Genomic DNA, 12,528 nt, shown 5'->3' with positions numbered 1-12,528 from the left:
ATCCATATCAATAAAGGTTTAAAAAGGAGGATTAAGAGAACCGAGCAGGTCTAGGCGCATTTGCCAGGAGGACACGGAGTGTAGCTTTCCTACATGAGTACCGCACTGGCGATGCAACGACGACATACGAAGGTTATCTTAACCGGATTTTTTAAATATCCATCAATAAAGGTTTAAAAAGACGTACGCCAGTGAACACCATAGCAATCCCATAAGTATCTGCCACTTTAATAGAATCTTCATCACGGATTGATCCGCCTGGTTGAATGATTGCTGTAATTCCTGCTTTTGCTGCTTCTTCTAATGTATCTGGCATTGGGAAGAAAGCATCAGATGCAAGTGCGCTACCTTGTGCTTTTTCACCAGCTTGTGTAATTGCGATTTTTGCAGAACCTACACGGTTCATCTGTCCCGCACCGACGCCAATTGTCATGTCATCTTTCGCTAAAACAATTGCGTTTGATTTCACATGTTTTACAACTTTCCAAGCTAGTTTTAAATCTTTCCATTCTTGCTCTGAAGGTTCACGTTTCGTTGGAATTGAAATTGTACTTTCATCTAATGATAACGTATCTTCTTCTTGAACGAGAAGTCCACCTTGTACAGAAGTTAGTTTTTTGCTTGCACTTGTCGCTTTTTCAATATTTATAGTTAATAAACGTAAGTTCTTCTTACTTTGTAACACTTCTAAAGCTTCTTGCGAGAACGAAGGTGCGATAACAATTTCTAAGAAAATTTCATGTAACTTTTCTGCTGTAGCTTTATCAATTTCACGATTTGCTGCAATAATACCGCCGAAAATTGATACTGGATCTGCTTCATAAGCGCGAGTATATGCTTCGTGAATATCAGTTCCTACTCCAACACCACATGGATTCATATGTTTTACTGCTACTACTGCTGGTTCTGTAAATTCTTTTACGATGCTAAGCGCTGCGTCTGCATCATTAATATTGTTATACGATAATTCTTTACCGTGTAATTGTTCTGCGTATGCAACAGAAGAAGTTGCTGCGAATGGCGCTTTATAGAAAGTTGCCTTTTGATGTGGGTTCTCGCCATAACGTAAGTCTTGCTTTTTCTCAAATGTCACAGTTAATGTTTCTGGACTTTCTTCACCCATTTGCTCTGTTAAGTAGTTAGAAATTAACGCATCATACGCTGCTGTATGACGGAATACTTTCGCTGCTAGTTTACGTTTTGTTTCCTCTGCTACTTCACCGTTCTCTTTCAGTTCTGCTAAGACAATATCATAATCTACTGGATCTACAATTACAGATACGAATTTATGATTTTTCGCAGCAGAGCGAATCATTGTCGGGCCACCAATATCAATATTTTCAATTGCATCAGCAAATGTTACATCAGGCTTAGCGATTGTTTCTTTAAATGGATATAAGTTAACAACAACAAAGTCAATTGGCTCCATACCTAATTCATTCATTTGTGTTACATGTGTTTCATTATCACGAACTGCTAATAGACCACCATGAATATTTGGATGTAACGTTTTCACACGGCCATCCATAATTTCAGGGAAACCAGTTACTTCAGAAATACCAATTACTTGTAAACCGTTTTCTTCTAATAACTTTTTCGTACCACCTGTTGAAATAACTTCAATCCCTTGTTCTAGTAACCCTTTAACAAATTCTACTACTCCTGTTTTATCTGAAACACTTACTAATGCACGCTTTTTCATTTATCCTTCACCCCTGGTTGTATGTTAGTTAACAGTTGATTCTTTCACAGACTGAACAATTTGATTCACTGTATTTACGTATAATTTATGTTCAACTTGTTGAATTTTCTTTTGTAAACTTTCTCTCGTATCCCCTTCAGAAACAACCACTGCTTCTTGCGCAATAATTGGCCCTGTATCCATACCTGCATCTACATAATGAATTGTTACTCCAGTTACTTTCACACCTGCTTCTAACGCTTGACCGACAGCATCTTTACCCGGAAAGCTCGGTAGTAATGATGGATGAATATTAATAATCTTCCCGCCGTATGCTTCTAGTAACGTCGGCCCGATTAACCGCATATATCCAGCTAAAATAACATAATCAATTTCATATTCTTCTAGCTTCTTTAATATCTCTTTTTCAAATGCTTCTTTTGACTCATATGCTTTCGCTGAAAAAGCAAAACACGGAATATGATGATAATTTGCCCGTCCAACAGCGCGTGCTTCTGGTTTATCACATACTAATAAACTAATTTCTGCATCCAATCTTTTTTCTTCTACCGCATTAACGAGAGATTGAAAGTTAGATCCGCTTCCAGAAGCAAAAACTGCTAATCTACTCATAGTGCTGTGCCCCCATTAAAAGTAACGCCAGCTCCTTGTATAGTACGTCCAATAATACGAGCCATTTCTCCTTGCTCTTCAAGAAGACGAACAACATCTTTTGCATCTTCTTCCTTCACTGCTACTACCATACCAATACCCATGTTAAAAATATTGAACATTTCTTTTTCTTCCAGTTTTCCAACTTCTTGAAGCAAACTAAAGATCGGCTGAATTTCCCAAGATCCTAGTTCAATCTCGGCACCGATTCCTTCTGGCAACATGCGTGGAATATTTTCAATAAATCCACCACCTGTAATATGCGCCATACCGTATACTTCATGTTTCTTCAATAGTTCTAAAATAGGTTTGACATAAATTTTCGTTGGTTTTAATAATTCTTCACCAAGAGGTAGTTCTAAGCGGCCATAAATACGCTCTAAAGATAATTCCCCATCTTCTAGTAACACTTTTCGTACTAAAGAGTAACCATTGCTATGAATACCGCTAGATGCTAAGCCAATTAGCACGTGACCAGCTTCAATCTTTTCACCTGTTACAATTTTCTTTTTATCAACAATCCCAACTGTAAAACCAGCTAAATCATATTCTTCCGTAGAATACATTCCTGGCATTTCAGCTGTTTCTCCACCGATTAATGCACAACCAGCTTGGCGACAGCCCTCTGATATACCTTTGACGATGTTTTCAATTTTACTAGGTTCAGCTTTACCACAAGCAATATAATCAAGGAAGAAAAGCGGCTCTGCTCCTTGGACAACAATATCATTTACACACATTGCTACTGCATCAATACCAATTGTGTCATGTTTATCTGCCATAAAAGCGAGCATCAATTTCGTTCCCACGCCATCTGTTCCAGATACTAATACAGGTTCTTCTAATGCAAATTTTGATAGATCAAACATACCTCCAAAACCGCCTAAACCGCCTAGTACTTCTTTTCTCATAGTTGTTTGTACGTGTTTTTTCATGCGAGATACCGCTTCATATCCAGCTTCAATATCTACTCCTGCTTGCTTATATGCATTCGCCATCGTTATTTACACCTCGTCTTTTAATTTCTCCCCATCCAGGGCGGGCTATTTTAAGAAAGGAGCTAGCTTCTACATCAAAAGAAGTAGAAGCTTGTTTCACTTTTCTTATTTCATACTTTCTAAAAGCTCTTGCTCATAATCATAAAGAGCTGTTGGATAGTCCCCATTAAAGTAAGCCATGCATAGGCCACCATATTTCCCTTCATATGGACGTCCAATTGCATCTACTAATCCATCTTCGCTTAAAAATGTTAAAGAATCTGCTCCGATCATTTCACGGATTTCTTCTACTGTATGATTTGCTGCAATTAATTCTTTTCTCGTTTGAATATCAATGCCATAGAAACATGGATATTTCAGAGGTGGTGAAGCAATTCTTACGTGAACTTCTGTCGCTCCAGCTTCACGAAGCATACGAACAATTCGTTTACTTGTCGTTCCTCTTACGATAGAGTCATCAATCATAACAACTCGTTTCCCTTCAACTACACCTCTTACTGCGGAAAGCTTCATCTTAACCCCTTGCTCTCGTAGTTCCTGAGAAGGTTGAATAAACGTACGTCCAACGTAACGATTTTTAATTAATCCTAACTCATATGGAATACCTGTCGCCTCCGCATAGCCAATTGCAGCTGAAATACTAGAGTCTGGTACACCAGTAACAACATCTGCTTCAATAGGAGCTTCTGCCGCTAAACGTTTCCCCATATTCTTACGTGCTGCATGAACGTTAACACCTGCAATATTAGAATCTGGTCGTGCAAAGTAAATGTATTCCATACTACAAATTGCATGTTCTACATCATTTGTGAAACGATCTACGTGAATTCCTTCATCATTAATGATAAGTAATTCACCCGGTTCTACATCACGAATGTATGTTGCACCTACTACATCAAAAGCACATGTTTCAGATGCTACAACGTAAGCATCCCCCATCTTTCCAATTGAAAGCGGACGGAACCCATTCGGATCTAATGCAACGATCATTTCATTTCCAGTTAGTAAAAGATACGCAAACGCACCTTTCACTTTGTTTAAAGCTTCTTTTACACTTTCAATTAAAGAATCTTTCGTACTACGTTTAATAAGATGTAAAAGTACTTCTGTATCTGAACTAGTTTGAAAAATACTGCCCTCTGCTTCTAATTCACGACGAAGCATTTTTGCGTTAATTAAATTTCCGTTATGAGCTAACGCCATACTATGATCGGAAAAACGGAACAACAATGGTTGAACGTTAGCAACTTCACTTCCACCAGCTGTTGCATATCGTACATGTCCGATTGCTGATTTTCCATTTAATCCTTCTAGCTCACCTCTTGAAAACACTTCTGATATTAAACCTAACCCCTTGTGACCGACGATTTTTTCCCCATTATTTACGACAATGCCTGCGCCTTCTTGCCCACGGTGCTGTAAACTGTGCAATCCGTAGTATGAAACTTGTGCTGCATTTTCATGCCCCCAAATTCCGAAAACGCCACATTCTTCGTTTAACCCCTTTATTTCAGCAAGCATGGGATTGCCCCTTTCCAAGCCTTTCTCATTTCATCTACATTTGCTGTAAGTAATACTTCATTTTCTTCATTATGAATTGTTACTTCATTTGTACTTGTTACTTCTCCAACTTGGATTGCTTCTACCACTTTCTCAAACGCCTCTTTATTTTCACGTTTTACAGTTATCACGAAGCGAGACTGTGATTCAGCGAATAATGCTGCTGTTGCTTCTCCATCTAATTTCACAGTAGCACCTAAGCCTTTAGCACCAATTGCACTTTCTGAAATCGCAACTGCTAAACCACCTTCAGCAACATCATGTGCAGATTGAACAAGACCAGCTTGAATTGCTTCTAATACTTGTTTTTGGCGTTTTAATTCTACATCTAAATCGATACTTGGTGATTGACCGAAAATTTTGCCGTGAATCATTTTCTGTAATTCACTTCCGCCAAACTCAGCTTTCGTCTCACCAATTACATACACTAAATCACCAGCTTGCTTAAACTCTTGTGTTGTTACATGTTTTAAGTCATGCACAAGTCCGACCATCCCAACAGTTGGTGTTGGATATACAGCTTCACCACTACGCTCGTTATACATCGATACGTTTCCGCCGATAACTGGTGTTTGTAATGTGCGACAAGCTTCACTCATACCGTCTACTGATTTCTCAATCTGCCAGAAGATTTCTGGTTTTTCTGGGTTACCGAAGTTTAAGCAATCTGTAATTGCAAGTGGCTCTCCGCCAGAACATACGATATTACGCGCTGCCTCTGCTACTGCAATTTTACCGCCCATCTCTGGGTCTAGATAAATGTAGCGAGAGTTACAATCTGTCGTCATTGCTAATCCTTTTTCTGTACCGCGTACACGTACAACTGCAGCATCTGAACCTGGCGTAACAACTGTGCTTGTGCGAACTTGGTAATCGTATTGATCGTATACCCACTCTTTACTTGCAATTGTTGGTTGCTGTAATAAAGCGAATAACGTTTCTTTATAATTTTCTACTTTTGGCGTTTCCATTTTCATTGCTTGGAATTCAGCAAAGTATGCTGCTTCTTTTGATGGCTTATGATAAATTGGTGCTTCTTCTGCTAAAGCATCTGCTGGAACTTCAGCTACCTTTTCACCTTTATGGAATAAACGAAGCATTTTATCTTCTGTTACTTTCCCCATCGTAACCGCTGCAAGACCATACTTCTCAAATAAATCTACTATTTCTTGTTCTCTACCTTTTTTCACGACAATTAACATACGCTCTTGTGATTCAGATAGCATCATTTCATATGGTGTCATTCCTGTTTCACGCTGTGGTACATCATCTAAGTACATTTCAATACCCATTCCTGCTTTACTTGCCATTTCTGCAGATGATGATGTTAAACCAGCCGCACCCATATCTTGAATTCCAACAAGTGCATCGGATTGAATTAATTCTAAACACGCTTCAATAAGAAGCTTTTCCATAAATGGATCCCCTACTTGAACCGCTGGACGTTTCGCTTCTGAGCTTTCAGATAGTTCTTCCGACGCGAATGTTGCACCGTGAATACCGTCACGACCAGTTGATGCTCCTACGTACATTACTGTGTTACCAGCACCGTGCGCTTGCCCTTTTTTAATGTCTTCGTGGTTAATCAAACCTACGCACATTGCATTTACAAGTGGATTTCCTTCATAACATGGATCAAATTGTACTTCGCCGCCAACAGTCGGAATACCGATGCAGTTACCGTATCCTGCAATTCCTGCTACTACTTCTTCGAATAAATATTTCACACGTGGTGACTGTAATTCACCGAAACGAAGTGAGTTTAATAGAGCTACCGGGCGTGCTCCCATAGAGAATACGTCACGAATAATACCACCAACACCTGTTGCAGCTCCTTGATATGGTTCAATAGCTGAAGGATGGTTATGACTTTCCATTTTAAATACAACTGCTTGATTATCACCGATATCTACAATTCCAGCACCTTCTCCAGGTCCTTGCAGAACGCGCTCACCTGTAGTTGGAAACTTACGAAGAACTGGTTTTGAATTTTTATAACTACAATGTTCAGACCACATTACAGAGAATAACCCTGTTTCTGTATAATTTGGCAGACGACCTAAAATCTTTTCAACCATGGCAAACTCTTCGTCTGTTAGCCCCATTTCCGCATATATACGCTCTTCTTTAATTTGTGTTGGATTTGGTTCAAGCATTAACGACATATGTTTCCCTCCACTGTTTTAAGATAGATTGAAAGACTTTTAACCCTTCAGCACCGCCAAGTAATTCATCTACAGCACGCTCTGGGTGCGGCATCATACCAAGTACATTTCCTTTTTCATTTACAATACCAGCAATATCTGAAACGCTACCGTTAGGGTTTTCTACGTAACGGAATGCGATTTGATTGTTCTCTTCTAATTGTTTAAGAGTCGCTTCATCACAATAGTAATTCCCCTCACCATGCGCGATTGGAATATTAATTATTTCATCTTTTTCATATTGTGATGTAAACATCGTTTCATTATTTTCAACACGTAACTGAACAGTGCGACACATAAATTTTAAGTTTTCGTTTCTTATTAACGCTCCTGGTAGTAATCCTGATTCAACAAGAATCTGGAATCCATTACATACACCTAAAATCGGCTTTCCTTGCTCAGCAGCTTTTTGCACTGCTTTCATTGCATTAGCAAAGCGAGAGATAGCACCGCAGCGTAAGTAGTCACCATAAGAAAATCCACCTGGTAGTAGAATTGCATCATATTCATCTAAATTCTCTGTATCGTGCCAAACGTAATCTACTTCTTCGCCAAGCTCATCTTTAATTGCATGGAACATATCGACATCACAGTTCGAACCCGGAAATACTATTACGGCAAATTTCACTGTGCGACAACCTCCTCAACTTCATAACGGAAGTCTTCCATTACAACGTTCGCTAATAGTTTTTCACACATTTCTTTTACCTTGCTATCTAAATCAGATACAGATTTATCAATTGTTAGTTCCATGTACTTTCCGATTCGAACGTCTTGTACTTCTGTGAATGAAAGACTATGAAGTGCTCCTTTTACTGCTGTTCCTTGTGGATCTAATACGCTTTCTCTTAATGTTACATATACCTTAACTTTATACATGTGAAATTCCCCCTAAACGTTTTAAAATCTCTTCATAAGCATCTGTTAAATTTCCAAGATCACGACGGAATACATCTTTATCAAACTTTTCATTGCTCGTTTCATCCCATAAACGGCAAGTATCTGGTGAAATTTCATCCGCTAAAATGATTTCTCCTTCTTCCGTTACACCAAACTCTAATTTGAAATCTACTAATCTTACACGACAGCTTGCGAAATGATCAATCAACACTTGATTGATTTGTAGAGCCATATCTCGTAATACACTTACTTGCTCTGGCGATGCAACGTTTAATACACGAATATGATCTTCCGTTACAAGCGGATCTCCTAAATCATCGTCTTTGAAGTAAAATTCTACGATTGGTTCTGCAAGTACAGTTCCCTCTTCCATTCCTAATCGTTTTGAAAGACTTCCTGCAATTACATTTCTTGTGACAACTTCTAAAGGAATAATACTCACTTTTTTAACAAGTTGTTCTGTTTCAGATAACTTCTCAACAAAATGTGTTTTAATTCCCACTTCTTGTAACTTTCTGAACAATAAAGTTGTAATTTCATTGTTCAAACGACCTTTTCCTGTAATCGTCTCTTTTTTCTCCCCATTGAAAGCAGTCGCACTATCTTTGTACTCTACCCAAACCATATCTGCTGATTCTGTACGATAAATTCTTTTTGCCTTACCTTCATACAGCAATTCTAGCTTTTGCATTTCGCAAGCCCCCTGTAGTTTGAAAAATGTGAATAATATTTTTATAAAGAATGGCACAGAAAGACTCTATTCTGTGCCATATGAAATTTTACGCTTCGTTTAATCCAAGGCGTTCAAAGATTGTATCAACGTGTTGCATATGATGCTCATAGTTGAAGCATTCATTAATCTCTTCTTGTGTTAACTTGCTTGTAATACGCTCATCAGCTTCTACAAGCTCTTTAAATTGTACTTGTGTTTCCCAAGCTTCCATCGCTTTAGGCTGTACGATATCATAAGCTTCTTCACGTACCATACCTTTGTCGATTAGTGTAAGCATTACGCGCTGAGAATAAATTAAGCCGTATGTTCTTGTCATATTACGTTTCATATTCTCTGGGTATACAGTTAAGTTTTTAACGATATTACCAAAGCGATTTAACATGTAATTTAATGCGATTGTAGCATCTGGTAAAATTACGCGTTCTGCCGAAGAGTGAGAAATGTCACGCTCATGCCATAATGGAACATTTTCGTAAGCTGTCATCATATAACCGCGGATAACACGAGCTAAACCAGTCATATTTTCAGAACCAATTGGATTACGTTTATGTGGCATTGCAGAAGAACCCTTTTGACCTTTTGCGAAAGCTTCTTCAACTTCACGTGTTTCACTCTTTTGTAAACCACGAATCTCAACTGCCATCTTTTCGATAGATGTTGCAATTAGTGCAAGTGTTGACATGTAGTGTGCGTGACGATCACGTTGCAATGTTTGTGTTGAAATTGGTGCTGCTTCTAATCCTAAATTTTCACAAACATATTTTTCTACGAATGGATCGATATTTGCATATGTACCAACCGCACCAGATAGTTTACCAACACGAACTGTATCAGCAGCTTGTTTGAAACGCTCTACGTTACGTTTCATCTCTTCATACCAAAGACCAAGTTTTAAACCAAATGTCGTTGGTTCTGCATGAACACCGTGTGTTCTTCCCATCATGATTGTGTATTTATGCTCTTTCGCTTTGTTAGCTAAAATGCTTACAAAGTTCTCTAAGTCTTTTAATATAATTTCATTCGCTTGTTTTAAGATGTAAGATAATGCTGTATCTACTACATCTGTAGATGTTAAACCGTAATGAACCCATTTACGTTCTTCGCCTAATGCTGGCGTTTCTGATACAGCACGAGTGAATGCAACTACGTCATGACGTGTTTCTTTTTCAATTTCATAAATACGATCAATATCAAATGATGCATGTTCACGAATTTTTTTAACATCTTCTTTTGGAATATCGCCAAGCTCAGCCCATGCTTCACAAGCTAAAATCTCAACTTCTAACCACGCTTTAAATTTGTTCTCTTCCGTCCAAATCGCACCCATTTCAGGGCGTGTATAACGACTAATCATCTTTTTCCCTCCAACAGTTGTTCTTGATGGTCCCAAATATGCAAACTCTTCGCTTTTTCTAGAGCAACTTCAATATTATCATTTAAAATATTAACATGCCCCATTTTTCGCTGTGCTTTTGCTTCTTCTTTTCCATACAAGTGTAAATAGCACCCGGTTAATCTATTCACTTGTCTTAGGACCCCTTCTATATGTTCGCCTAAAATGTTTACCATGACAACTGGTTTTAACAAATTTGTTTCTCCTAGAGGTAAATTACAGATTGCTCGAATATGTTGACCAAATTGACTCGTTTCACATGCATCCTGTGTATAGTGTCCTGAATTGTGAGGTCTTGGCGCTAATTCATTAATATAAATCTCACCATTATCTGTAGCAAACATCTCTACAGCTAGTGTTCCCACAAGTTCTAATTCATCCGCAAGTACCTTTGCATACGCAATTGCTTTTTGAGAAAGCTCTTCTGTAATGCGAGCTGGAACGATAGATTCATGTAAAATGTTATTTACATGAATATTTTCTGCTACTGGAAACACTTTTGTTTCACCACTTACACTACGAATCACAATAACTGATACTTCTTTTTCAAAAGGCACCCATTTCTCTAAAATACATTCTGCTTTATCCACAAGATTTCTTGCTGCCTCAACATCAGCTTCACTTCTTAAAACAACTTGCCCTTTCCCATCATATCCACCTGTCGTCGTTTTTAAGACGGAAGGGAATGATAACCCAGCAATTGCTTCTGTAAGCTGATCTTGATTTTGAACTAATCTATACGTTGCTACTGGTAACCCAGCCTTCTCAATCGCATTCTTTTCTGTAAAACGATTTTGCGTTGTATTTAACAACTGACTACCTTGTGGTAAGTACGCATGTTTTTCAAGCCATTGTAAACATCTATAATCAATATTCTCAAATTCATATGTGACAACATCACTTATCTCTGCTAAATGCTGAATTGCTTTTAAATCATCATATGGTGCAACAATTTCAATATCAGCAACTTGTGCACATGGCGAATGCTTTGTAGGATCTAAAACAGCAATTTTATATCCCATCTCCTTAGCTGCCAATGCCATCATTCTTCCTAGCTGGCCGCCTCCAATAATACCGATTGTTTTTCCAGGTAAAATGATTCTCGTCATACTAGCTCACTACCTTCACGCACATCTTTTTCAATCGCTTCTCGTCTCAATTCTAATGCATCATGTATATCATCATGAAATGATCCAAGTATTTGTGCGGCAAGTAATCCAGCATTCGTTGAACCGGCTTTACCAATTGCAACAGTTGCAACTGGAACACCTCCTGGCATTTGGGCGATGGATAATAATGAATCTAAGCCGTTTAATGCTTTTGATTGAACTGGAACTCCAATTACAGGAAGATTTGTCTTCGCTGCAACCATTCCTGGTAAATGTGCTGCTCCACCAGCTCCAGCAATAATAACTTTCAATCCACGTTCACGAGCCGTCTCTGCATATTCAAACATATAATCCGGAGTCCGATGAGCGGATACAACTTTTTTCTCATACGGTATATTTAATTCATCTAAAATGTCACAAGCATATTTCATTGTTTCCCAGTCTGACGTACTTCCCATTATGACTCCAACTAGTGATTTCATATTAGAATCCCCCCGATTCAAATAAAAAAAGCCTGAAATAGAACAGTTTCTCTTTTACTATGAGAGAAAGCGCTCTACTCAGGCATACGTATCCCTTGTGAATAGAAAAATACCGAGTGACTTTCCCTCATAGTCTAACGAATAACGGTCGTTAGGTAGAGACTTGCAGGCCATATCCCCGCGATTATATGAGGTCTTATATTATTGTTTCTATGGCTATATTAACAATATTTCATAAACAATGTCAATAAATAATCGAATGTTTTTTTATTAGCAGTCAATAACGTTCGTGTTTTAGTTATATTCAAAAGAAGAATTGCAACTATATACAAGAAGAAAAGGGAATTAGAATATATATTTCTAGAGATCTATTTTATGTATTTATCGTTTAAATAGCACTTCAGTATGTTTTTAATCAAAATATATACACTCTTGTATTATTATAACGATTTAATTTCTAAGGAGGATAACTGTTAAAGAAAGAACTATGCTATTATCCTATTTATTTTTCTCTATTGCAGTAATTTCTGTAATTATTAAATATTTATAGCATCTCATTATTTAAAATATATACTTATGATAGAAATAATGTGTCCTATTTTAAGTATTACTTTAGCGACATTAGGAAAATCAGGAACACAAAAAATCATTACTATTATTTTAAAGAGTCTCTACTTCATTCTTTTTTCGTCTGTAGCTTTATTAAATTTACGGATTATAGCATTCGGTAAATAAAAATAAACACAAAAAAACCTAAGTCAAAATAACTTAGGTTCTTGCTTGGCGACGTCCTACT

General features: G+C 37.8%; 11 protein-coding genes, 1 pseudogene and 1 riboswitch. Of the genes and pseudogenes, 1 reads left to right on the top strand and 11 read right to left on the bottom strand.

What is annotated here, in order from left to right:
* Positions 1-151: 151 nt before the first annotated feature.
* The 11 genes from purH to purE all read right to left on the bottom strand — a co-directional run bounded on the left by purH (position 152) and on the right by purE (position 11,732).
* Positions 152-1,702: a bifunctional phosphoribosylaminoimidazolecarboxamide formyltransferase/IMP cyclohydrolase gene (gene purH / locus DN404_RS28960; protein ID WP_149215783.1), complete on the bottom strand. Its 1,551-nt coding sequence runs from the start codon at positions 1,700-1,702 to the stop codon at positions 152-154.
* A gap of 24 nt (positions 1,703-1,726) precedes the next feature.
* Positions 1,727-2,314 (bottom strand): phosphoribosylglycinamide formyltransferase, encoded by a 588-nt coding sequence (gene purN / locus DN404_RS28955; RefSeq protein WP_000088589.1) that lies wholly within the window; start codon positions 2,312-2,314, stop codon positions 1,727-1,729.
* Positions 2,311-3,351, bottom strand: a complete 1,041-nt coding sequence (purM, locus tag DN404_RS28950; RefSeq protein WP_001262439.1) for a phosphoribosylformylglycinamidine cyclo-ligase — start codon at positions 3,349-3,351, stop codon at positions 2,311-2,313. Before purM ends, purN begins: the two co-directional genes overlap by 4 nt.
* A gap of 105 nt (positions 3,352-3,456) precedes the next feature.
* A complete protein-coding gene (gene purF, locus DN404_RS28945) occupies positions 3,457-4,872 on the bottom strand; it encodes an amidophosphoribosyltransferase (protein WP_000879025.1) in 1,416 nt (471 codons plus the stop codon).
* Entirely contained in the window at positions 4,857-7,076 is a 2,220-nt protein-coding gene (gene purL / locus DN404_RS28940; protein ID WP_000055564.1) for a phosphoribosylformylglycinamidine synthase II, read from the bottom strand. Before purL ends, purF begins: the two co-directional genes overlap by 16 nt.
* The gene (gene purQ, locus DN404_RS28935; protein ID WP_000666774.1) at positions 7,060-7,743 is read right to left on the bottom strand and encodes a phosphoribosylformylglycinamidine synthase subunit PurQ; all 684 of its coding nucleotides are present in this window, start codon (positions 7,741-7,743) and stop codon (positions 7,060-7,062) included. The genes purL and purQ overlap by 17 nt, the downstream gene beginning before the upstream one ends.
* On the bottom strand, positions 7,740-7,994 hold the full coding sequence (gene purS, locus DN404_RS28930; protein WP_000278823.1) for a phosphoribosylformylglycinamidine synthase subunit PurS: 255 nt from the start codon (positions 7,992-7,994) through the stop codon (positions 7,740-7,742). The genes purQ and purS overlap by 4 nt, the downstream gene beginning before the upstream one ends.
* Positions 7,987-8,706 carry a phosphoribosylaminoimidazolesuccinocarboxamide synthase gene (gene purC / locus DN404_RS28925; protein ID WP_001170544.1) on the bottom strand — a complete coding sequence of 240 codons (720 nt, stop codon included), beginning with the start codon at positions 8,704-8,706 and terminating at the stop codon, positions 7,987-7,989. Before purC ends, purS begins: the two co-directional genes overlap by 8 nt.
* Before the next feature lie 88 nt (positions 8,707-8,794).
* Positions 8,795-10,102 carry an adenylosuccinate lyase gene (gene purB, locus DN404_RS28920; protein ID WP_000625682.1) on the bottom strand — a complete coding sequence of 436 codons (1,308 nt, stop codon included), beginning with the start codon at positions 10,100-10,102 and terminating at the stop codon, positions 8,795-8,797.
* On the bottom strand, positions 10,099-11,250 hold the full coding sequence (purK, locus tag DN404_RS28915; RefSeq protein ID WP_000196774.1) for a 5-(carboxyamino)imidazole ribonucleotide synthase: 1,152 nt from the start codon (positions 11,248-11,250) through the stop codon (positions 10,099-10,101). Before purK ends, purB begins: the two co-directional genes overlap by 4 nt.
* Positions 11,247-11,732: a 5-(carboxyamino)imidazole ribonucleotide mutase gene (purE, locus tag DN404_RS28910; RefSeq protein ID WP_000839365.1), complete on the bottom strand. Its 486-nt coding sequence runs from the start codon at positions 11,730-11,732 to the stop codon at positions 11,247-11,249. The genes purK and purE overlap by 4 nt, the downstream gene beginning before the upstream one ends.
* 110 nt (positions 11,733-11,842) lie before the next feature.
* A riboswitch (purine riboswitch) is annotated at positions 11,843-11,944 on the bottom strand.
* A 275-nt stretch (positions 11,945-12,219) separates the two neighbouring features.
* Between purE and DN404_RS31210 the strand changes: the two are divergent.
* Positions 12,220-12,467, top strand: a pseudogene (locus DN404_RS31210) (hypothetical protein).
* The last annotated feature ends 61 nt before the right edge of the window (positions 12,468-12,528 follow it).

Source organism: Bacillus sp. TE8-1 (assembly GCF_008368855.1).
Lineage (GTDB): Bacteria > Bacillota > Bacilli > Bacillales > Bacillaceae_G > Bacillus_A > Bacillus_A cereus.
Note: the sequence above shows the minus strand (reverse complement) of the source record. Positions and strands in the feature narration are given on the sequence as shown.